This is a genomic window from Pseudonocardia sp. 73-21 (genome assembly GCF_001899645.1).
In the GTDB taxonomy this organism is placed as follows: domain Bacteria; phylum Actinomycetota; class Actinomycetes; order Mycobacteriales; family Pseudonocardiaceae; genus Pseudonocardia.
Genome location: NZ_MKVV01000053.1, coordinates 31,741 through 53,866, shown reverse-complemented (window position 1 = coordinate 53,866; position 22,126 = coordinate 31,741). Strand labels below are relative to the sequence as shown.

The window sequence follows — 22,126 nt, the reverse complement described above, 5'->3', positions numbered from 1 at the left end:
CCTCAGCAGGCTGACTTCGTCGTCGTCCCCGACGGCGGCGAGTTGATGCGGCCCCCGGAGCTGAGATCGACCACCGGCCAGGCGGACCGCCAGCAGATCCGACCGACCTGCAGGTCGGAGGGGGCATCGGCGATGTCCTGGGTACTGGTGAAGGACAGCTCGACGGTGACGGCGTCGCCCCCGGACGGCGTGATCGCCGAGACCTCCACCGCTTGGTCGTTGGTGCTGCGGTAGGCCTGCAACCATGAGCTGAGCGGCTGGTGCTGGGCCCGCTTCGGATCAACGGACGAGGCCCACGTCGGATAGTCCCTGGCGTTGATAGCGGTGAAGTACCGGTCGAGCAGCGCCATCACGGTCGGGGCCGACGGTGCCGCGGCGGCCCCCGGATCGAGGGTGACGATCCCGGACGCGGAGAGGACCGTTGACGCGGCTGTCGTCGGAGTCATGTCGGACGTGGTGTCGGGCACGACGGTTCGGGCGGCCGTCGGCGGTGCGGCGAAGGCCGCGGTGTTCGCCGCACCGGTCCCCGGAGGCGTCGACGTGCGGGCGCCACCCACTGCCGCCCAGATGACCCCACCAACGAGTACCAGCACCGCGACGGCGACGCCGGCTACCACCGCGGGCCGCGTCAGCGATGTCGCGCGCGACGGTGCCGGCCGTGGCGGTGGGGTCGGCGACACGGGCCGGGGTGGCGGTAGGTAGGACGGAGGTGAGTTCTGCTGGGTGACCAGGTCCCGGTCCCCGGCCGGGGGCGGGAGCCAGCCCGCCGGCTCGCGCGGCGGCGGATCGACGACCGGCGGCGGGAAGGAGGGGGGCGGCAGCCAGGCCGGAGACCCCGTGCTCCCGCCTCCGGGGCTCGGCGGCGCTCCGGTGCGGTCGGCCTCGGGACGCGGATCGACGACCGGCGCGCCCGGTCCACCGGTAGGCGGATCATCCGACACACCCGGCGTCGAGGGGACGGGGTCAGCGGCCACGCGACGCGGCGGGCCCCACAGGGGTCGCGAGGTCCCGCGTTGTTGGCCTGCCGGTTCGGGCTCGACGCTCACGTCGTGGGTCCTTCCGCCGTGTGAGGACTGGCCTTGCTCGACCCTCCGGCCGGTCCCGTCGAGACTGTCGTTCCAGGACCGGCCGTCATTAGCAGAAGCCACACGTCAGTGTCTGACGGACGGCGGTGGCACCGGGGTCAGGACGACCGGTGGACCGTCGGGATCGTGGTCCTCGGTCACCGCGACGAGATGGTGTCGCGGCAGGGTCGGGAGGACCCGGACGGTCGACATCCCCGCCCGGTCGACCAGCAGGCCGGCCTGCGAGGTCGGCAGCCGGCCGAGCAGATGCGTCTGGGTGTTGGTCAGAACCTCCTCCAGATGGTGCCCGAGCATGGACGGGGCCTGCACGGCGACGTGGACGGCCGTGCCGAACTTGCGGGCCTGCGCGAACAGCCCGGCCAGCGAGTTCCCGGTCATGAGATGCGCCTCATCGCAGAACACGGAGACGGGTCTGCGTCGTGCGGGCGGAAGAACCCCCTGTGCCGCGACCGCCGCGGTGAGCCGCGACAGGAACATGCGGGTGACCAGGCGGGCCGTCTCAGTTCCCAGCGTCCCGAGCGGCAACGCGACGATCACGACCGCGCCGCGGGCCAACTCGGCCTCCAGCGCACGCTTCGGGGCCGTCGCGAACAACGCTCCGGCCGGACCGTGCGTCAGCGGTGCGAACTTGCCGGCGATGTACTGCACGTGGCTGGGCCCGCCTCCGCTGCCGCGGCTGTCGCCCCGCCACACAGCGTCCTCGTGTTCGAGATCCGCGCGCAGCTCGGGATCCGAGACAGCCCGCATGAGCCCGGCGCGCCATCCCGCCTGCGTGACGAACCGCTCGACGTCTACCAGCGTGGGCCGCTCGGGCAGGGCTGCGTGCAGGCCGCGCAGGGTCAGCGCGATGGCGCGATGAAATGTGGGCCCGGCGAAGTCGGCCGGCCAGACCTCCCGCACGGCCGAGAGGACGTGGGCGGCGGAGCGAGCCGGGTCAGGGTCGAGCAGGTCGAGCGCGGCGGAGCCGGAAAGCCGGGGGTCGATGTGCACCAGCAGCTCGGGCGGCACAGCGGCGGCCAGCTCGGTGGCGACGTCCCCGTGCGGGTCGACGAGGACGACCGATCGGCCGGCCGCGACGTCGTCGAGCGCAAGCCGCAGGATTGCGGTCGTCTTGCCGCACCCGCTGGAGCCCGCCAGCAGGACATGGCGGCCTCGCTGTGCCCAGTCCAGCCGCCACGGGGCCCGGCCGCCACCGGGGCGGGCCACCCGGCCCATGACCGCGCCCGTGGACGGGAGCGGTCCGGCCACCGGGCGGCCCTGAATCCTGCGCGGGTGCGCCGCCGTCGCGACGAGGCTCATCGTGAGCGCCGCGATGAGGGGATGCACGGCGGACGGCGGGGCCGCGGTCGTCCAGGCGTCGGTGGTGCTGTGCGTCACCGCGTGCCGTGCGGCGTCGAGCTCGCCGCGGTTCAACGGGATGCGCCAGCTCGACACGGCGGGGCTGCGGGCCAGGCACAGGGCCTCGGCCCGGGCCAGCAGCGTCGCGCGGAGCGGTTCCGCAGTGATCAGCCGAAGCCGGAACTCGACCCGACGCTCCCGCCGCGGGGAGCCCTCGTGGTCGAGCGCGGGCGGCGCCAACCCGAGGTCCGGGCCCACGTCGCGGGCCGGCGCCACCAGCATCGACAGCGCCACCGACCCGGACATGGCGCTCAGCCCCTCGACGAGGCCGGCGAAGAGCCCGTCGAAGGCGTCCCCGCCCTCGGGCAGGACCGGATCGGCGTCGGCCAGCTCCGCAATGTGACCGGCGGCCACTGAACGGTAGGCCCGCAGCCGCACCGCGGGCAGTGCGGCGAGCGGCCGCCTGCGGCTGATCGGACGAACCAGCTCGGCGATCTCGGCGGCGGCACCGGCCTCATCGAGCTGCCCGAACGGATCGTGCAGGACCACCGCCACGGTGTGCTGCAGTGGGCCGCGGGCGCCGGGCCGCCACAACCGTTGCTCGACCACCGGCCGGAACGCGGCCGCGGGACTCCATGCGCCGACGGTGGCGACGACCTCCTTCCAGGCCACCGTGCTGATCGCGTGGCGATCGGACCCGGGCGCGACGGCCCACACCCGTTCGACCCGGTCGTTCGGGCGGAACGTCTCGCCCACCGTCGTCCGCGTACTCGCTGTGTTCACGGCGCGGTCTGACGGACGTGTCACACGTCGTGTCCTCGGCGCGCCGACGCACCGCCCCGGGAGTGAAGCCATCCACCACTCCCGAGGAGACGCCATGACCATCGACGTGACCGACGCCCAGCAGCTGCTGCGGACGGCCGCCGCGCGTGGGGAGCTCGCCGCCCCCCGCGACGAGCTGGACACCCGGACGTTGCGGGACGCTGCGTTTGCTCTGGCGTACCCGCTGGTGTTCGAGCGCCACACCCGCTCGCTGGAGCGCCGCAAGGGCCACGGCCGCTGCGCGAGCTCGATCGATCGACTGTCGTCCGACTGCCTCGACGGGTTTCACGACGACGTCGCGGCCGTCGTGCGACGGCTGTTGGGCCAGGCGGTGCCCATCCGGAACCTGGAGGGCTGGCTCGTCGCGAACATCGGCGGAGCGTCGATCGACGCCCACCGACGCCGCCGGGGCGCCACGGGTGCGCTGCAGCGGGTGCGCGTGCCGGGGTGGCTGGCGACCGCCCTCGGGAACGATCCGTGGTCGGTCGAGCTGGCCGCCCGGATCATCGAGTGGGTCGGCCTGCCGGCGAGCGCGGGCGGACAGACATGGCCGGTCGGCGCCTGGACGCTGCTGCGCCGCTCGTTCCGCGGTGACTCGGCGGGCGACAGCTCCACCGGTCGCGTCGACGCGGAGATCCGCGAGGTGCTCGGCGTCATGCGGCGCACCAAGCCTGCCTGGTTCGCCGACCGGATCGAGGGCCCGCTCGGGCACAAGCAGGCCCCAGTGGCTGCCGGCGACCCGGCGTTCCACGTCGCGCTGCCCGGCGCCGATCTCACCGACCGCGACGACCGGCAGCTCGCCGCGCTGGCGATCGAAGCCATCGAGGCCGGGCTGATGGCGGGCGGCGACCCAGTGGCCGTCGTCCGGGAGATCGTCGCCACGGTCTTCCTGGGCCACCGGGCGTGCGCGGCCGAGCTGGCCGAGGTGCCGCAGGCGGGCGCCGACCGAGACGAGATCATCGCCTCGCTGCTCGCGGACGACGCTCAAGCCCGGCGGATCGCGACCGACGTCGTGGCCGCCCTCGGGTTGCAGTGACGCCATCGGCCGGGGATCACGCCCGGGGCGCGCGCTGCAGCTCCTTCAGGACGCGGCTCTCGACACCGCACTGGAAGCGCTTGAGCCGGGCCGCGCTGGGGGTGATCCCGAGCAGCTTGAAGATGTTGTGCGTCATGACCGCGCCGATGGCCATCAGGCCGCTGCTGAAGTGCGAGGACGGGTGGCTTCCCACGTACAGCTCGTTCGTCCGGGCCGTGACGAGGCTGGCGCCACCGCCGTTGTCGCTCACCACGATCTCGGCGTTGTCGCCGAGCTTGGTGTCGATCCGGAAGGCGTATCCGCCCGTCTCGGCAACCGTGATCCCCGAAACCATGCTCCGGGCAAGGCTCTTCGCCCCGCTGCGGCAGTAGGCGTTGCGCAGCGCACCGGTCACCACGTCCGCCGTGGCGGGCACGGAGAACTGGACGCCGCTCATCGCCGCACCGGCGTTGCGCTTGTTCCAGATGACCCCCCCGACCAGGGCCGCAATGATCAACAGAACGACGAGAACACTCACGTGGAACTCCAGGGGGTGGATTCGATGGTTCGGAGGAGGAGGTGAACCGAAGGCTCGGCTCCCGGGCGCACTGACGGACCGTTGGGGATCCGGCGTCGGCGGCGTGCCAGGTGGTTCCTCGCTCGTGATCGTCCGAATGTCACCGCGGATCCGGGATCTCGTACAACTCCGTACACCCGCCGTCACCGGTCGACTCAGCTGCGTAACACCGACTGAGCACGGCGCGACGTCCGTACCAGTCCAGCTCCCCACTGCGGCGCCAGACCGGCCGCGACGATTCCGCGGTGCTGTCCGTCAGGGGGATGCGTGTCGCCAGGAGGCAATCGATGACGCGGAAGTACGACGAGGTGAGTCCGTGAGTGGACCGAAGTGCAGCGGCTACACGGTCGAGACCGCACAGGCTCGTGAGGCACGCGCCTACGCGGCTGCGCTCGCGGCCTACGAGCGGACACGTGCGGCACTGGCGCGGCTGCGCACCGAGGCCCTGGCCCTCCAGGCGGTGTTCGGGAACGGAGTACCGGTCGTCGCCGGGCTTCCACCCGGCGTACGTGCCGGTCGGACCAGTGTGGACCTCGTCGAAGCCGAACGGGCCGCCACCGCCCGGCTGGGACGTGCTGAGGACGAGCTGCGGAGGATCACCGCCGAGCTGGGTCGCGAGCGCTGGCTCGCCGACGCGCCCCCGGTCGTACGGGACCTGCGCACGGTCGTGTCGGCGGAGGCCCAGCTGCGCCGCAAAGTGGCCGCACAGCCGGATGGCTGGCGGTCGACACATGTGGCCGATCTCGCCGAGATTGCGCGCGCGTGGCCGCTCGGCCAGCCGAAGGACGTGCTCGACGCCGCGACGGCCACCGTAGCCATCGCGGCGGGGTCGTCGGCGGCGGCGCTCGCCGTGGCCCGTGCCCGGGACCGCCTGGCGTCGTTGCGCTCGGCCGAACGCGCCCGTGTCGATCGTTCGGCGGAGCTCGACCGCCTACGGGCCGAGGTCGAGTCGGTGCGGCAGTGGCAGGACGACACCACGACCCGAACGCTGCTGGCCCGCATCGATGAGGCCGCCACCGCGTTCCCGCAGGAACTCCCTGCTCAGGTCCAGGCCTACGTGGCCGCCGCCCATGCCCGCCGGGATCGCGACGAAGCGAGCACCATCCTCGCCGACGTGCTCACCGAGATGGGGTACCAGCTCGGTGGGTCGTTCACGACCCGCCTGCACGGACCGACCGAGGTGCTGGTGGGCCGGCCGGGCTGGAACGACCATGCCGTTTCCGTGCGCCTGGACGACGCCGGTCGCGTGCACACCCACGCCGTGCGGGCGGCCGACGCCGACACCGGAGCCGACGCCCGGGTTGACGCGGAGTTCTGCTCGGACTTCGACGCCATGGTGGCGCGAGCGGGACGCCGCGGCCTGGGCCTGGCACCGGTTCGTCGCTTCGCCGCCGGCGAGCGACCGTTGCGCGCCGTCGATGGCACCCGCGTCCGGCAGGTCTCGTCCGGCAGGTCGCGGCCGGTCACCCGGCAGCGCGAGGCATGAACGAACCCGACTGGCTGCGCGAGGTCGACACGGTCCTGTGCGTCGACGCCCAGATCGTCGTCGCCGGCAACGTGCGGGACCGCTACCTGCTGACCGGCCCGGACGACCAGCTCGACCTGGTCGACCTCGCGGGCGCCCTGTCGCGTGTACTGGTGCGGCGCGGTTACGCCGCCCTGCTGCGCTACGTTCCCGGCCTCGGCGCCACCGTGATCGCCGGAGACGCCGGCGACCTGCTCCGCCGGGCGGCCGTCGAGGGCCGGACCACACTCGGGCCACCCGAGCTGGCCGAGCTGGTGGCCACCGTGGGCGAGCACCGCGGCGCACCGGTCGGCCTGCTGATCGAGTACGCCTCGCAGCTCACCGCGTCGGACGGCACCGCGGATGATGCCACCCGGCAACTGCTGACCCGGGCACGGCACCACGCGCTCACCGCGGTCCCCGCCGGCCCCCCGCGTGACGGGCGCCTCGGCACCCCCTACAACACGATCTTCTGGGCCGTCGACCGCGAGCACGACCTGCCGACGTGGTTCACCACCGGCACCCCCTCGATCCGGCTGGTGTCGATACCGGATCCCGCGGCGCCGCAGCGGCTCGCGGCCGCTCGCGTGTGCCTGCGGCGTCTCGACGGCGGGGAGGACCCGCACGCCGTCGAAGCGGCGGCGCACGAGCTGGTCGCCGCCACCGACGGGATGCGGTTGCGAGCGGTATTGGGCACCGCCGAGCTGGCCGTGGACCAGCGGATTCCGCTCACGCGCGTCCGCGACGCCGCCCAGGCCTACCGGACGGGCGTGGTCGAGGACCCCTGGCGGCACCCGGACACCCGACGTCGCATCGCGGCGGGTGAGAAGCAGCTCGCCTCAGCGGTGCTCGGCCAGGAGCCTGCGGTGCGCAAGACGCTCGACCTGCTCGTGCGCTCGGTCATGGGTCTCAACGGCGCCCAGGCCGGCGGATCCGGCGGGCGGCCGCGCGGCGTGCTGTTCTTCGCGGGGCCGACCGGCGTGGGCAAGACCGAGCTGGCCAAGGCGATCACCCGTCTGATCTTCGGCAACGAGGACTCGTACCTGCGCTTCGACATGAGCGAGTACTCCACCGAGCACAGCGAGGCCCGGCTCGTCGGCGCACCACCCGGATACACCGGCTTCGACGCAGGCGGGCAGCTGACCGGCGCGGTCCGCGCCCGGCCGTTCCGGGTGATCCTCTTCGACGAGATCGACAAGGCGCACCCCGCGATCCTTGACAAGTTCCTGCAGGTGCTCGAGGACGGTCGCCTCACCGACGGTCGGGGCAGCACCGTCCTGTTCGCCGACACACTGCTCGTCTTCACCTCGAACAAGGGCGTCCTGACCCGCAATCCGGACGGCTCGACCACCGAAAACGTCACGGTCGACATGCCCCGGACCGAGGTCGAGGAACGGGTCCGCTCGGCGATCGCCGAGTACTTCCGGCGCGACCTACAGCGACCTGAGCTCTTCAACCGGCTGGGTGACGGGATCGTCGTGTTCGACTTCATCCGGCCCGAGATCGCCGAGGATCTACTCGCGCTGTTCCTGGATCGCGTCGCCGAGCGGCTGCACCGCGAGCACGGCCTGCGCCTGGAACTCGCCCCGCCCTCAATGGCGGCGCTGCGCGCCCACGCACTGGCCGATCTGCGCAACGGTGGACGGGGCGTCGCCACCGCCGTGGAGACGGTCGTGGTGAACCCGCTCGCGCGGCACCTGTTCGCGACCCCGCAGACCGGGTCGACCGTCGTCATCGAGAACATCGCCTGCCACGACGGCTCGTGGCAGCTGGCGGTGTCCTCATGAGCAGGCGACCGGAATGAGGATCAGCCGGGTGCACGCACCGGTCACCGTGCTCGGGCCGGGTCAGCGGGTGGGTGTCTGGGTACAGGGTTGCACCCTCGCCTGCCCGGGCTGCGCATCCCGTGACACGTGGGACCCGGCCGGTGGACGCGAGGTGACCACCGCCGACCTGCTGGGCACGGTCGCCGAGCTCGGGGCCTCCTGCACCGGGCTGACGATCAGCGGCGGCGAACCCCTGCAGCAGCCGCTCGCGCTCGCCGACCTGCTGCGGGCGGTACGGGCCGACCCCCGAACCCGCGGGTGGGACGTTCTCGTCTTCACAGGGTTGCTGCCCGAGGAATGGGACGCCGACCAGCGCAATGCCATCCAGCGGGCCGACGCCGCGGTCGTCGGCCGCTACCGCGCAGGCGAAGCAGGCGCCGAGTGGCTTCGAGCGTCGGCGAACCAGCGGCTCCTGACACTGACCGACATCGGCAGGCAGCGATTCGTCAACCCGCACGGTGCGGGTGGCGGCCTCCAGCTCGTCGTCGACGAGGACGGGCTGACGATGATCGGCCTACCCCGACCCGGCGATCTCGGACGCATGGAACGCGAGTTGCACAGACGAGGCGTGACGCTGACGGGGGTCTCATGGCGGAGCTGACGGGTGGGTTGGCCTGTCCGACCTGCGGCGAGCGTTATCCCGCGGGGGCGGGCTTCACCAACTGCCGCACTCATTTCACCGTGCTGCTACCGGTCGACGACGAACCAGCCGGGCCGGTGCCCGGTCAGGAAGCCGCTGCCGTAATCGATCCTGTCGATACCTCCGTGTGCGACGGATGCGGCGGCCAGCGGAGGCCGGGAAGTGACGAGTGCGACTGGTGCCCGCCCGTACCGGGCGCCGAGAACGTTCACTCTGGCCCGCTGCACCTGGCGGGGCCGTGGGGCTCGCTCGAGCTGGGACCGGCGCCGTTACGGATCGGGCGGTCCAGCCCCGACCGAACCGTGGCCACCGCCCTCGCTGACCTCGACACGGTCTCGCGTGACCACGCCGAGATCGTGGTGCACGACGGGCAGGCCTGGCTGCGTGACGCCGGCTCGGCCAACGGCACCTACCTCAACGGACGCCGCCTGGTTCCGGACACCCCTGTGCAGCTGACCCCTGGCGACACGATCGGGCTCGGTCTGTCGGTGCAGATATGCCTCGGAGAACACCCATGACCGATCCGCTCGCTCCCCCCACCCGGCACGAGGCCGCTGCGCCGGCCACTCGGCACGAGGCCGGACCTCCGCCGACCCGCCATCAGAAGATCGACTACGTGAAGGGCCGCCCCACCCGACTCGAGGCCGCGGGACCACCGGCTCTCGGTGCGGTGACCCGTCTGCCACCGGAGCTGGCCGCGTTGCTGACGGATGTGCGCGGGCTGACGCGATCGGGGCAATCCGAACCGTTCGAGGGCACCCTGGTGTCCGACGGTCGCCGGGTGTTCGTCAAGGTCTATTTCGAGCACTCCCCACCGGAGACCGCACTGCTGGACCTGCTCGCCGAGGGCGACGAGCGCCGGGTCACGCGGGTCCTCCGATACGGGAGCTTCATCGACCCGGTCAACGGCGCGCTGCGGTGGTGGGAGCTGCAGCCCTTCCACGGTCGGGGCACGCTCGCCGACCGGATTGTCACGACACCGCCCCCGGAGCGACCCGGGCTAGCGGGCGAGGTCCTGCGTGAGCTCGCCGAAGCGTTGCACTACTGCCACCAACAGCTCGATCACGCGCACCGCGACGTCAAACCCGCCAATGTGCTGGTGCGCCGAACCGACCCTCTCGAGCTGGTGCTCGCGGACTTCGGCTCGGCCCGCCGGCAGACCGTGTCCCGGCACTTCTCCCAGGTCCGCATGACCGAGCTCTACGCCGCGCCGGAATCGCTGAACGGGCACCTCGGTCACGAGCAGGACTGGTGGGCACTGGGCATGATTGTCCTCGAGGTGCTGCTGGGCACCCATCCCTACGCGGGGCTCGACGACCGCACCGTCCGGGACCGGCTCACCAACTACGACGTACCGCTCGACGACGTGATCGATCCCCGGTGGCGGCTGGCGCTGCGCGGCCTGCTCACCCGCGCCCGCGAGGACCGCTGGGGGGCGGCGCAGGTGCAGGACTGGCTGCGGGGCGGCGACCCGGCGGTGGTCTCGGCGGCAGCGCCAAGCCGGGCGCATCCGCCACTCGACGTCGACGGACGGGTGGTTCCGGACGCCGAGACCCTCGCCGCGCTGTTCGTCGACGATCCCGAATTCGGGCAGGACTGGTTGCTCCGCGGTCGCGAGCAGCTCGCCGACTGGATCAGCCGCGACGTCGGGGACACGACGTGGTCGGTCCAGCCGCTTCGTCGGCCGATCGCCGACAGTCCCGCGGCCCGACGGCTGATGGCCTCCTTCGTCGCGCAGTTCGCCCCCTCGATCAGCCCGCCCCGCTTCCGCGGCCATGCCGCGGACGTCACCGGCCTGATCACGCTCGCGACCACCGCGACGGCCGAAGGGCCCCACTCGCGTTCCGGCGAGATCCTCGCCGAAATCGTGGCGGGCCGCCTGATCGGCGTGTTCAGCCGGCACTGGTGCACGGCAGACCACGACCCGGGATGCGGCGAGACGGGATGCGCACGACTTCAGGGCCTGGCCCGTGGACCGCACCTCGCGACGATCCCGGCGAACATCGACGGCCTCCTCGGCTCCTACGGTCGAGACGCCGCGGTCGGCGCTCCTCCAGTCGCCGACGTGGCACACCGCGGCACCGCACTCGCGCTCGTGCACCAGCTCGATCCCGATCGCGCCCGAGCCGACCTGAAGAGGCTCCGCCGCATGAGTGGGCCTGCGCCCGACTGGTGGACGTCGCTGCGCGACGACGCGACGCATGGCCACGGGCCCCTGGACGGCGGAATCGCCCTGGCCCTCGCGACCGTCACCCTCGCCCAGGCCCAACGGCAGCAGCATGCTGCAGAGGCCCGGGCGACCGCCATCGAGCAGGAACACCGCGACCGCGAGACCGAGCGCCGGCGCGCTGAACGCGAACGAGGCCGGCTCGAACGGCAGAACACCCGCCGCGCCCAGGCTCTGCGAACCCACCGGACCCTCACCCGGTGGAGCGTCCCCATCCTCGGCGGCGGCGTCTTCCTCGGCCTGCTGGAACTGCTGCGGCTGATCGATCCCGCCACGCACGACGCCCTCTACGCGCAGGTGCTGCACGACCCCACGTTCTTCCTCGCCCGCTTCTACCACTACTGGTACGAGGTCGCGAACCGCTGGGCCTACCGTCCGCCCTTCGCGGCGCTGGCCGATCCGTTGACCCAGCGCACCGTGCCCTGGGCGCGCTACACGGTGCTGGGCATCGGCTTTGCCACGCTGACCGCGATGTGCCTGTCGGGGAGACTGCGCCGTTCCTGGTCGCTCGTCGCCCGTGCGTTGTTCGTCGCTGTCCTGGTGGTGAACGCCGCGCTCGTATGCCTGCTCCTGCCGGAGGTCGTGGGTGTGGTCGGCGGGCTCGCCTTCGGCGTGCTCGGGATCGGTATCGCCATCGCGGCGGGCGTACTGCTGGTGCTCGTCATGGCGGCTGGATCATGACGACGGTCTGGGAGCCGCTGGCCGTGCTCGTCGTCATCGGGTTCGGGATGGCACTGCTGATGCCGCTGCTGCGTGGTCGCCCGATCAGATCGTGGCGGGACCTGCGGCGACTCGGTGGCGACCCCGAGACCACGACCCCGTGGCACACCTACGGCTACGTGATCCTCGCCCTCCTTGCGCTGGGTGACGCCAAGGACGTCTACTCGTTCCTGGGAAGCACGCCCTGGTTCGCGGGCGCGCTGCTCGGGGCTCTCACCGGGCTCCTGGGCGGCCGAGCGCGGGCCTGGCTGTTCACCCCGTTGATGTGGTTCGCCGTCGTGTCGAAGGTGACGGAGCTCTTCACCGCCTCATCGGCGGAGAAGGCGCTGGCCGCCGCCGTTCTGCTGCCCCTCGTCATCGGGATCGCGGTCGGGATCGCCGCCTTCGGCGAGGCACGCATCCCGGTGCTGTCGGCGAAGGCGTGCGCCGCGGTGACCTTCACCGGCTTCGCGGTGGCGCCGCTCGACCTCCCCGTTGTCGGCGGGACCGCCGACCCGGTTCGGGTCGCGGCCACGATCGGCGTCGCCGTGCTCGCCGCCCTGCTCTTCGTCCTGCCGGGCGCGGGCGTGTCGTTCCTGCTCGGCGTGGGCACGTCGCTGCTCGGTCTCTACGGGGTGGTCCGCCTCTCCGGCCCGGCCGCCGGCTTCATCGTCGCGTTCCTCGCGGTCTGGGGCGCCGTGGCCGCGCTGCGTGGCCGCATGTCATCCCGTCGTATCCGCTCCTGAGGAGAAGATCGTGCCGCTCACCGACCAACAGATCGCCGTGGTCCTGCAGGGTTTCGTGCGAGCCGCAGGTCCGGTGCTCGACCAGCTCGCCACGACCGGGGTATTCGCCGGGTCCGACGGTGCCGGCTCCGGTCTGCTGGACCGCACGCGTCGGCGCATGGCGTCGATCGGCCCTGGCGCACCCACCTGGAACACCCTCCCGGTAGCCGAGCGCACCGAATGGTGGGTGATGCGGGTCGGCGCGCTCGTCGCGCTCGCGGGATCGACACCGGAGCTGCTGGGACCGCTGCAGGACCGGATGGGTGCCGCGGCGGCAGTCCAAGCCGCCGGCCGAGGGCTGCTGTTGTGCGGCATCGCCGGCGAGTACGGGGTCACCGATGACGCCCACCAGGAGGCGCTGCTGGCCCGTGTCCTCTGGGGGCGGGAGATCCGCCCCCCGGCCGATGCACCGTCGACGACGAAGCCCGCGCCGTCGCTGGCGGCCGGCGGTGGTGGTGTCAGCGACCTCGTCCGTACTGTCGTCCGGATCGGACGTGATCTCGGCTCGCTGATCGGCAGCGTCACCGACGAGCTGGATGGGCTGGCACCTCGACGCCGGCGTCGACTGACCGATCGGCTCACACCGGTTGCGGCGCTGCGCACGTTCTCCGACATGCGGACGCGCCTGCGCGAGGACGCGAGCGCCGCCGTGCGCGTGCTCTCGGCCCCGACCGCGCTTCGGCCGTCCGTCAGTGTCGACCATCGAGACGAATGACCAGGAAGGAACGCCGAACACCATGGGCATCTTCACCCGCAAGCAGCCACCTCCGCGGAGCGCGGGGAGCCCGACCGGTCCACGGACCATCGGGCAGCTGTACCCGGACTTCTACACCGCCGCCCTTCGCGACGCAGGCAAGCCGATCACCGACGGCAACGTGCTGGCTCTCGCCGGCCTGACGGCCTGCAACCTCGCGCTCAACGCTGACCAGTGGTTCGACGTGATCGGCGACGACGGCGTCAGGCAGGAGTGGGCTGTCCGTTTCAACCGTCCGGCGGCGGCCGGCGACCACGATCTGGTCCGCATCCCGGACGCCATGGTCGACTTCCTCTGGCAGTGGGACGGTCGCTTGCACCGAGTCCTGGGGGACTTCGTCTCCTCGATGCATGACTCCGCCGTCTCCGCGAGCCGGAACCACGGAGACGTCCTACCCCGCGACATGTGGAGCGCCGCCTGATGGCTGTGACCGAGAACCGCTACTGCGGCAAGTGCCGCAAGGACGTCAGAATGACACGGTGCGAGGTCTGCAAGGGCCGTGGCGGCTCCGCGACCACGCAGTGCCGCAAGAGCTGCAACATGCACGGCTGGCTCTGCCCGAGCCACGGCAAGAACTACTGACGGCACGGATGATGACACGTGTCCACGCCGCCGCACTCGTCGCGATCCTCGTGGTTCTGGGCGGAGGCGTGGTCGCGGCAGTCCGGCTCGACGGTTCGCCGCCCGCGACGTCGGCGGCCCCGCCGGTCCCGGTGGAGACCACGCACGTGGTCTCCATCCCCGCCGACCGGTCGACCGAGGTCCAGATCGACGATCGCTGGTCGATTCGCGTCCCCGCCGGCGGGGCGGGACCGGCACCGGCGACCCTCGCAATCGAGCCGGTCGGCGGCGAACGCGTCCGACCAGCCGGCGGCACGTCGCTCTCGGCGGCGCGTCTGGTGCTCTCCAGCGGTCAGCCCACGGCGCCCTGGACGTTCGTCTACCACCTCGACACGCCGCTGCCGCCCGATCGCCTGCTCTACCTGCTCGACGACGCCGGCGACGGCTCCGCCTACGGTGCTCCCGCCGTGGACGCGACCGTCCACGAGGTCACCCCGGCGCGTGTGCACCTCGCCGCATTGAGCCCCGACCGCCGGACCGCCACCGTCACCGTCGACCACCTCAGCTTCAAACAGTGGCTGACCGATGCCATCGGTGACCTCACCCACGACATCGGCGCGGTCTTCGACCAACGCACGGACGCCCCCACGTGCAGCGGGCCCCGCCCGGTCTGGCTGACCGATGCGATCTACGTCGACGACCAGAACGCACCCATGCGCGTCTGCACCGGGCACGACCCCCAACAGGCCACCGTCGCCACCGTGAAGGTGGCAGACAACCGAGGTGGTGCGCTGCTGTTCGCCTCGCCGGTACGACCGACGTGGACCTACCAGAGCGTGCTCGGTGACGGGGTGCCCGGCTGGCTGGACGAGCTGCGCACCGCGGCACTGGGCAAACTGGGAATCCCCGCATCGCTGGCCGACCGCACCTGGCTGGTCGCTCCGGGCCAGCAGGTGCACGTCGGGTTCGCGCAGGCCGCGCTCGCACCGTCGGCGAACCCGACCGTGCTCCGTAGCCGCTACACCCCCGAGACAATGGCCTTCGGGCTCATCGACACGCTGCTCTCCCGCCAACTGGGCCACGCTTCGCCCACCTGGGAGTACGAGGCTCTCGCCTACTGCACACAGGGAGCCGCAGCCGACGCAGCCGACGGTTCACCGTCCGTCCGCACCGCACTCGTGGTGGCCGCGAAGCTCGCCAAGTGCGCCGTGGAGAACGTGCGACCGATCCTCGACCAGCTCCGAGCCGCCATGCCCGCATCGGCTTGGGAACGGCTCTCCCCCGCGATCATGCGCACAGCGGACGTCGCGAAGGGAGCACTCGGCCGGCTGCTGCTCATCGCCGAGGCGACCTACATCGTCACCGACATCGCAACCACCATCGCCCTCGACCCGGACGCACTGAAGATCAACCTGTTCGTCACCGGTCCCGGCAGCGCTCCGACCGGTCTCACGGCCCAGCGCAAGAACTTCAGCGGCAGCCTGATCGTGGTGCTCGGCTGGAAGCCTCCGCGCAGCGGCCCGGTCACCGGCTACCAGGTCACAACCAGCGGCACGATCGCCAGCGGCACCCGGACGGTGCCCACTCCCACCCTGAACGACCCGGACAACTACTGCTCGCCCACGATCACCTACTCCGTGCGTGCCATCGGCACCGGAGGCACGCTGAGCCCTGCAGCCACCGTCACGATCAACGATCCGGTCGACTGCACACCGGCCGTCGTGCTCGACGCCGCCCGGCGCAACGCCGACGGCTCCGTCACCGTCACCGCGGACTGCCAGTCGGCAGGCCGTAGCCCCGACGCGACCAGTCCCATCGTCCTGCTGGTGGGCAGCACGGTCGTCGACCCCGGTACCCAGCAGTGCCACCACGCCGCCACAGGCCACGACGTGCACACGATCACGGTCGCCCGTGCGCCTGCGGGCGCCGTTGCCGCCCGCACCACGAGCCCGACCGGGACCAAGACCAGCAACGCGTTGCCGATCGGACCGCCCTGACCGGCGAAGCGCCGTTGCAGTATTAGCTGACGACGGCCAACCGGCCAAGCGCCTCCGGGTAGTACGCCGAATGGATGATCCGACCGAGAGGATGTCGCATTCGCAAGGCGTGCGGCGAAGTGTGTTCCAGCACGGGATGCTCCGGCTTCTCGTTCGTTCAGCTCGATGCCGGTGGAGGAAGACTGTGGGGCGCTTCGTGCGGTCGGTTGAGGAGGTTGCCCGGACGTTCGGTTATCACCCGCTGTCCACCGGCCTGACCGAGCTCCTCACGACGATGCGCTTCGACCGCCTGCTCGTCATCGGCGGCGCGATCCCCGACGTCGTCGCGTCGGTAGGACAGCTCCGTACCGCGGCGGAGGCCGAGCTGCCGATGGGTCTCTACTGGTTCTCCGGGGTGGACTCGACGATCGTCATGATGGTGAACGTCGGTGTCGGCTCGGGTGACAGCGCGATCGTCGACGTCGATGCCCTCACCGAGGACTCGCCGCTCGCCGCTGCCTACGATTGGGCAGAGACCCTTTGGGACGACGGCTCAGTCGTTGCGGCGCCGCGCTTCGGGGTCGGCCAGCCGGTCGTTACCCGCGCCGGCGGCCGGGACACGGACGTGCGCAGCCGCAGGTTCGTGGCGGGCACGTGGCGCTACGAACTGCGACTCGATAACCGGTCCCAGTTCCTTACCGAATCGGCGCTCGACGAGGCGCCCGAGTACGGCGGCCCAGCCGAGTGGATCCTCGGGCCGGCGTCGACGATCGACCGGTTCGGTGCCACGCTGACACGGGGCAAGCTCGCTGCGTCCTTGACGGACACGATCTTCTCCTTCCGTGCCACGCGGACGGTGTTCCGCCCGTACCAGTTCAAGCCGGTCTTGCGGCTGCTGCGCACCGGCGCCGCACGCATCCTCATCGCTGATGAGGTGGGCCTCGGCAAGACGATCGAAGCGGGCCTGATTTGGACGGAGCTCGAGGCCCGTCGCGCCGCCGATCGCGTCCTGGTCATCGCACCGTCCTCGCTCGTCTCGAAATGGCGGGACGAGATGGAGCAGCGATTCGACTTCAGGCTCGGCGAGCTGGACACGAAGGCCCTCGACCAGTTCCTCGACCGGCACCAGAAGGGCAAGCTGCCCAACCGGTTCGCCTACGTCACGAGCCTTGAGCGGCTGCGGTCGTGGAAGGGCCTCGAGGAGTTCGATGAGGATCCCCCCCAGCTCGACCTGATCATTGTCGACGAGGCGCACCAGATGCGCAACGTCGAGACGAAGAGCTACGACCTCGGCATGCGCCTGAACGACTGGGCCGATGCCCGGGTTTTCCTCACCGCGACGCCGGTCAACCTCGGCTACAGCGACCTGGCGAACATGCTGGAGCTGCTTGCACCCGAGGACTTCGACGATCCCGGAATCCTGGAGCTGCGGCTGGAACCGAATGCGGTGCTTTTCCGCGTCGAGCGACTGCTCCTCGATCGGGGCGCTGCGGGTGCGGACCGCCTCGCCGTCCTTGATGAGCTGAAGACCATGAAGTTCGGTGCCGCACTGATGAGCAGACCGGACTACCCGGTCCTCCGGGAGATCATCGGCCGCGACGTCCTGCAACCTGCTGACGTGGTCGAGGCCCGTCGCTATCTCGCCGATCTGAACGCGTTGTCGTCGGCAATCACCCGTACCCGCAAAGCGGAGATCGATGAGAACAAAGCGCTCCGCGAGCCGCACCACGAGGTGGTCGTGTGGAGCGACGCCGAGCGTGCCTTCTACGACCAGTACCTGCAGTGGTGCATCCGGCGAGCGGAGGACGTCGGCATGCCCCTCCACTTCGCGATGCAGATGCCGCTGCGCCTCGCCAGCGCATGTCTACCCGCGGCGCGCGACGTCGTCATGGGACAGTTCGACGCGTGGGCAGCAGTGCAGGATGAGGACGATCCGAGGGCACCCACGACGGCCCGGTCGTCGGTGCCCCCACACCGGGAGCTCATGGCTGCCGCACGCAGGCTGCCGGACGGTGAGGACTCGAAGTTCGATCGGCTTCTGACGATCGTCGAGGGCCTCCTCCGCCAGCGGAAGCAGATCCTGCTGTTCACCTTCTCCCGTCCGACGCTCGCCTACCTGTGGCGCAGGCTCGCACCACACGCACGGGTCGCGGTCCTGCACGGTGGCGTGCCCCGCGAGGAGCGCCGCGAGGTGATGGCCGGGTTCCGCCGTGGCGCGTTCGACATGGTCCTCGCCAATCGCGTCGCGAGCGAGGGCCTGGACTTCGAGTTCTGCTCTGCCGTTGTCAATTATGACCTCCCGTGGAACCCGATGGAGGTCGAGCAGCGCATCGGGCGCATCGATCGCATCGGGCAGCGCGAGCAGAAGATCCACGTCGTCAACTTCGTCAACGACTACACCATCGACGAGAAGATCCTCACCCGCGTCCTGGAGCGCATCGGAGTCTTCGAGAACGCCATCGGAGCACTCGAGCCGATCATCCAGTCGGAACTCTCCTCCCTGCAGAAGGCGGTCTACAGCTTCGAACTTGATGCCGAGCAGAAGCAGGCGAAGGCGGACCAGTTCGTCACGGCTGTCGAGGCGAAGAAGGCCGAAGCCGAGAAGCTGGCCGGCGCTGCCGCCGACCTGCTCGTCAGCAACGACGTCGACGTGACCGGGCTCGAACGGGAGCTCGTGCGCGGCGGCCGGTACGTCGGCCAGCGCGAACTGGCGCACCTCCTGCACGACTGGGCGGCGACAGCGAACGCGCCGGGGATCGCGACCGTCGACGAAGTCCGGGTCACGTTGCGGGGCAACACGGTGATGGCCGATCAGCTTCAGGATGTGGCCCGTCGGGGGCATCGGATGCACGCAGAGGTGGCCGACCTCGCGCGGTCGCTGCGTGAGGAAGCTGACCTGCCGCTCGTTCTCGACCAGGAGAACGCGCGGACATCAGGAGGGTCTCTTCTCACTGCGAACCACCCGCTCGTGCTGGCGGCGATCTCGGTACCAGGACACCGGCAGGCGAGGCACGCACACATCCGGGTAGCGGACCGGGACGCCATCGCCCCTCGGGGCCGGTACGCGGTCGTCCTCGCCCGCGTCGAAGGGGCCGGCGATCGGGCGACCCGAGAACTGTGGGGGTCGGCCGTGGACCTGAGCAACCAGCGGGTGGTTCCGGAAGCGTCGGACGCGCTGTTGGCCGCACTCGCACGCGGGGAGTTGTGGCCGGCGGACGATCCCGCCGACGCCGAGGAACTGGAAGCCCCGATCATCCGAGCCACCGACGTGCTCGACGAGCGGCACACTGTCGAGCAGCAACGACGGATCGACGAAGCGGACGCCCTCACCGAGGGGCGGCGGCTGAGCCTGCACGAGCAACTCAAGCGCAAGCTCGCCGTGATCGACCGCAGGATGCAGACCGCGCGTGACCGCGGACGCGGCGCACTCCACCTCTTCGAAGGACAGCGCAAGCGCGCACAGGAACGGCACAGCGAAGCGATGCGCACCCTCGAGCAGAGGCGTTCGGTGGACCTGAGCCTGGAGTACCTCGCCGTCTGCTACCTGGAGATCACCCGATGACCCACGGCGATGCGGCCATCATCACCGACGAGCGCGCGGCCGATTTTCGCTACCGCGAGGCGCTGCGGAGCGAGCGACGGCAGCGGCTCCCCGTGGCTCACGGGGGCCACCGCCAGGCTCCGGGGCCTAGGCCTGCGTCGGCACCGGTACATGGCCTCCTCGGTCGCGTCGCGCTGGCGGAGCCCACCGACATCGTCGACGGAACCGACTTCTACATCGGCAGCCACTATCACGACCGAGACGGTCTCGTCGTGTTCAGCTGGGCGGCGCCGATCGCAAGCACCTTCTTCACGCACTGGAACCAGCACAAATTGTGCTCTCAGATCACGTCGCGGAGAACCCTTCTCCGCCGCCGTGGCGACGAAATCATCGACTACGTCGACGATCCCGGACCGGCCCGGGGCCACACGGAACCGTTCGCGCGGCGCAGGCTAGCGATCCCGAAGGCACCGACTCGCCGTCCGCTGCCGCGGCGCAACGCCGAGGCACCCCCTGCCCCCGAGCAGCGGCATCCCCTCGAGAACGAGGCGGAGACCGCGACCTCCCTCAAGAAGGCGTCGGTGGCACCGGCGATCGCGCCCGCGCGAGAGCCCATGCGCGCAGAGCGGGCCGTCCTCGCCGCGATCTCGGCACCCCGGAAGGAGCGTCTGACGAGCATTCTCGCGACGCTGCAGCCGGACCAGTACGAGATGGTCACCGCCGCTTCGGACCGGTCGCTCGTCATCGAAGGGCACCCAGGAACGGGTAAGACCGTCGTCGCCGCGCACCGCGCAGCCTACCTCGTCCACCCGGAGCAGGAGCCACGCCCGCTCCGCCGGGTCCTCGTTATCGGTCCTACTGAGCACTACGTCCAGTACATCCGCGGAGTGCTGGCTGAACTCAACGGCGGCGCCGGCGTCGTCGATGCGATGTCGCTCGATAGCGCCATGCTCGACGTTCGCGGGATCTCGGCCAGTCTGGACAACACCCAGCCGATCGACCAGCGGGAAGTCGACCACGAGTTGTACGACCTCGCCGGGAAGGCCGTGCACCTGCTGCGTGAGGAGGGCCACCTCAACGAGCCGATCTCGCACGCTGCCAGCGTCGAGAAGACCTATAGTGCTCTCCGTGCCAACCGCGTTGGCATCACCCACCTGACGCAAGACCTGGGGCGCGCGCTCTTCCTTCGAGCACTCCCCGCCTTCACCGCCGCCCAGACGATGCGCAGGTACCTCCAGATCCTCGCCGCCTGCGGCGGAGCGGTCGCCGGCGCAGGGCCGTACTCGTACGACCACGTCGTGGTCGACGAAGCACAGGACCTCAGTCCCCTGGAGTGGGCGGTCCTCCGCTCCCTGAACCCATCAGGACACTGGACCATTCTGGGAGATCTGAACCAGCGGCGTTCCGATCTGAGCCATCCGGACTGGACTTCGGTTTCCCGGTCGCTCGCGGTTGACGACATGCCTATCGTGGCCCTCCGCCGCGGATACCGCACTTCGGCGGCGATCATGGAGTTCGCGTCGCGGCTCCTGCCTGAGACTGAACGATCAGTCGTCTCCCTCCAAGCTGGCGGCGAACCGCCCAGGGTGCGGAAGATCGCGGCCGAGCGGCTGTACGCGCAAGTCGTCGATGAGGTGTCGACCCTCCATGACCGGCATCCTGAGGGCACGGTGGTCGTCATCGGCGTTCATCCGCCGGAGTCGATCCGCGCGCTGCGGAAGGCCGGGTTCCGCAACGACCCGCAGCGCCCGAACACCATGGTCAATGATGTGCGGCACGTACGCGTGCTGACCCCGCAGCAGGCGCGGGGGCTCGAGTTCGATGCCGCTGTCGTCGTCGAACCGATGAACTTCCCGAGACCCGTCGGGCGGCACGGCCTGCTCTACACCAGCCTCACCCGCGCGAACCGTGAACTGGTGGTGCTGCACACCGGCCGGATCCAGAGGGAGCTCCGGACGTCGGAACCAGTTGTCGAGGCGCCGGTCCTACGACAGAACCCAGCGCCGAAGAGGGCAGCCGGCCCCAGCAGAACTCGGTTCCTGATCGTCGGGTCCGAGGACGACAACGACCAGGTCGCTGTCCGCGAGATGTTGCGGTTCGCGGCCGAGAAATACGGGAATCCGGCGGACGTCAAATTCTTCACCCAGGACGACGGTCGAGGTCTGCGGCAAGAGGAACTGGACTCATTGCGATCGATGATGGGGGATACGTCGTCGACGAACGTGCTCCTAGTCTTCTACCGCGGTCTGCACCCGATTGGCAGAAGAACTATCCTCGACATGGCGAGGAATGCTAGAGTGCCGGCCTGGCAGTGGAGTTCAAAACTGAGCATGCCGATCCGGCCGGAACACCATCAGTACGTCAACTTCTGGTGGGCGGCGATCCACGATGGTCTCGTACGAGCGTTGGCTGCGGACGCCGACATCCGGAGACGGAGCCGCGCTCTCCCACTCATGAGATTCGTCGATGCGATGGAGGATTACAACACTGCGGCGAAGGTGCCGGCCCACGTCCGCGGATCCAAACCGCTCCGCGACTTGCTCAGCAGCAGGTACCACCGACGTCGGGTCAACCGCACTGCCTTTCGGCACGTGTGGACGAGGATCAACGGCACAGGTCCTTCGAGCGTTAGCCTCGATCTTTCGTAACGTCCGTACTGTGATCTTGAATCGCTGCTGTTGATCTTCTTGGTCGTGGTGCTGGGGATGGGCGTGCGGGGATCGCCGGCTGAGCATTGTCTGCCCTGACTTCGTCCCACAGTCAGTGCTGGTACGTA

16 protein-coding genes are annotated in these 22,126 nt (G+C 70.5%); 13 read left to right on the top strand and 3 right to left on the bottom strand.

Going from position 1 to position 22,126, the window contains the following annotated elements; translation table 11 throughout:
- Positions 1-2: 2 nt before the first annotated feature.
- Together BGP03_RS17015 and BGP03_RS17010 are read right to left on the bottom strand one after the other, a co-directional pair.
- On the bottom strand, positions 3-446 hold the full coding sequence (locus BGP03_RS17015) for a hypothetical protein (protein ID WP_298800687.1): 444 nt from the start codon (positions 444-446) through the stop codon (positions 3-5).
- Positions 447-1,151: 705 nt separating this feature from the next.
- On the bottom strand, positions 1,152-3,179 hold the full coding sequence (locus BGP03_RS17010) for a hypothetical protein (RefSeq protein ID WP_298800686.1): 2,028 nt from the start codon (positions 3,177-3,179) through the stop codon (positions 1,152-1,154).
- 121 nt (positions 3,180-3,300) lie between these two features.
- Here BGP03_RS17010 and BGP03_RS17005 point away from each other — a divergent pair, with 121 nt between their 5' ends.
- Positions 3,301-4,281, top strand: coding sequence for a hypothetical protein (locus tag BGP03_RS17005; RefSeq protein ID WP_298800685.1), 981 nt, complete (start codon positions 3,301-3,303; stop codon positions 4,279-4,281).
- A gap of 16 nt (positions 4,282-4,297) precedes the next feature.
- On the opposite strand, the gene BGP03_RS17000 is transcribed toward BGP03_RS17005, so the two are convergent.
- On the bottom strand, positions 4,298-4,798 hold the full coding sequence (locus BGP03_RS17000; RefSeq protein WP_298800684.1) for a hypothetical protein: 501 nt from the start codon (positions 4,796-4,798) through the stop codon (positions 4,298-4,300).
- Positions 4,799-5,153: 355 nt separating this feature from the next.
- Here BGP03_RS17000 and BGP03_RS16995 point away from each other — a divergent pair, with 355 nt between their 5' ends.
- From BGP03_RS16995 to BGP03_RS16940, 12 genes are all read left to right on the top strand, one after another.
- A complete protein-coding gene (locus tag BGP03_RS16995) occupies positions 5,154-6,323 on the top strand; it encodes a hypothetical protein (RefSeq protein WP_298800683.1) in 1,170 nt (389 codons plus the stop codon).
- A complete protein-coding gene (locus BGP03_RS16990) occupies positions 6,320-8,128 on the top strand; it encodes an AAA family ATPase (protein WP_298800682.1) in 1,809 nt (602 codons plus the stop codon). The genes BGP03_RS16995 and BGP03_RS16990 overlap by 4 nt, the downstream gene beginning before the upstream one ends.
- Positions 8,129-8,141: 13 nt before the next feature.
- The gene (locus tag BGP03_RS16985) at positions 8,142-8,768 is read left to right on the top strand and encodes a 4Fe-4S single cluster domain-containing protein (RefSeq protein ID WP_298800681.1); all 627 of its coding nucleotides are present in this window, start codon (positions 8,142-8,144) and stop codon (positions 8,766-8,768) included.
- Entirely contained in the window at positions 8,756-9,325 is a 570-nt protein-coding gene (locus BGP03_RS16980; protein WP_298800680.1) for an FHA domain-containing protein, read from the top strand. Before BGP03_RS16985 ends, BGP03_RS16980 begins: the two co-directional genes overlap by 13 nt.
- Positions 9,322-11,715, top strand: coding sequence for a protein kinase (locus BGP03_RS16975; RefSeq protein WP_298800679.1), 2,394 nt, complete (start codon positions 9,322-9,324; stop codon positions 11,713-11,715). The genes BGP03_RS16980 and BGP03_RS16975 overlap by 4 nt, the downstream gene beginning before the upstream one ends.
- Positions 11,712-12,479: a hypothetical protein gene (locus BGP03_RS16970; protein WP_298800678.1), complete on the top strand. Its 768-nt coding sequence runs from the start codon at positions 11,712-11,714 to the stop codon at positions 12,477-12,479. The genes BGP03_RS16975 and BGP03_RS16970 overlap by 4 nt, the downstream gene beginning before the upstream one ends.
- A 73-nt stretch (positions 12,480-12,552) precedes the next feature.
- Positions 12,553-13,233, top strand: a complete 681-nt coding sequence (locus BGP03_RS16965) for a hypothetical protein (protein ID WP_299736706.1) — start codon at positions 12,553-12,555, stop codon at positions 13,231-13,233.
- Between the two features lie 22 nt (positions 13,234-13,255).
- Positions 13,256-13,693 (top strand): hypothetical protein, encoded by a 438-nt coding sequence (locus BGP03_RS16960; protein WP_298800676.1) that lies wholly within the window; start codon positions 13,256-13,258, stop codon positions 13,691-13,693.
- A complete protein-coding gene (locus BGP03_RS16955; RefSeq protein WP_298800675.1) occupies positions 13,693-13,854 on the top strand; it encodes a hypothetical protein in 162 nt (53 codons plus the stop codon). Before BGP03_RS16960 ends, BGP03_RS16955 begins: the two co-directional genes overlap by 1 nt.
- Positions 13,855-13,862: 8 nt before the next feature.
- Complete coding sequence (locus BGP03_RS16950) at positions 13,863-15,830, top strand: hypothetical protein (RefSeq protein ID WP_298800674.1); 1,968 nt, start codon at positions 13,863-13,865, stop codon at positions 15,828-15,830.
- 184 nt (positions 15,831-16,014) lie between these two features.
- Positions 16,015-19,371 (top strand): helicase-related protein, encoded by a 3,357-nt coding sequence (locus BGP03_RS16945; protein WP_298800673.1) that lies wholly within the window; start codon positions 16,015-16,017, stop codon positions 19,369-19,371.
- Complete coding sequence (locus tag BGP03_RS16940) at positions 19,368-21,998, top strand: AAA family ATPase (RefSeq protein ID WP_298800672.1); 2,631 nt, start codon at positions 19,368-19,370, stop codon at positions 21,996-21,998. The genes BGP03_RS16945 and BGP03_RS16940 overlap by 4 nt, the downstream gene beginning before the upstream one ends.
- Positions 21,999-22,126: the final 128 nt, after the last annotated feature.

Excerpts from the sequence above, each read along its gene's own strand:
- BGP03_RS16960 (WP_298800676.1), top strand. The coding sequence starts at position 13,256 with ATGGGCATCTTCACCCGCAAGCAGCCACCTCCGCGGAGCGCGGGGAGC.
- BGP03_RS16940 (WP_298800672.1), top strand. The coding sequence starts at position 19,368 with ATGACCCACGGCGATGCGGCCATCATCACCGACGAGCGCGCGGCCGAT.
- BGP03_RS16975 (WP_298800679.1), top strand. The coding sequence starts at position 9,322 with ATGACCGATCCGCTCGCTCCCCCCACCCGGCACGAGGCCGCTGCGCCG.
- BGP03_RS16990 (WP_298800682.1), top strand. The coding sequence starts at position 6,320 with ATGAACGAACCCGACTGGCTGCGCGAGGTCGACACGGTCCTGTGCGTC.
- BGP03_RS17005 (WP_298800685.1), top strand. The coding sequence starts at position 3,301 with ATGACCATCGACGTGACCGACGCCCAGCAGCTGCTGCGGACGGCCGCC.
- BGP03_RS16985 (WP_298800681.1), top strand. The coding sequence starts at position 8,142 with ATGAGGATCAGCCGGGTGCACGCACCGGTCACCGTGCTCGGGCCGGGT.
- BGP03_RS16970 (WP_298800678.1), top strand. The coding sequence starts at position 11,712 with ATGACGACGGTCTGGGAGCCGCTGGCCGTGCTCGTCGTCATCGGGTTC.
- BGP03_RS16955 (WP_298800675.1), top strand. The coding sequence starts at position 13,693 with ATGGCTGTGACCGAGAACCGCTACTGCGGCAAGTGCCGCAAGGACGTC.
- BGP03_RS17015 (WP_298800687.1), bottom strand. The coding sequence starts at position 446 with ATGACTCCGACGACAGCCGCGTCAACGGTCCTCTCCGCGTCCGGGATC.
- BGP03_RS16980 (WP_298800680.1), top strand. The coding sequence starts at position 8,756 with ATGGCGGAGCTGACGGGTGGGTTGGCCTGTCCGACCTGCGGCGAGCGT.
- BGP03_RS16950 (WP_298800674.1), top strand. The coding sequence starts at position 13,863 with ATGATGACACGTGTCCACGCCGCCGCACTCGTCGCGATCCTCGTGGTT.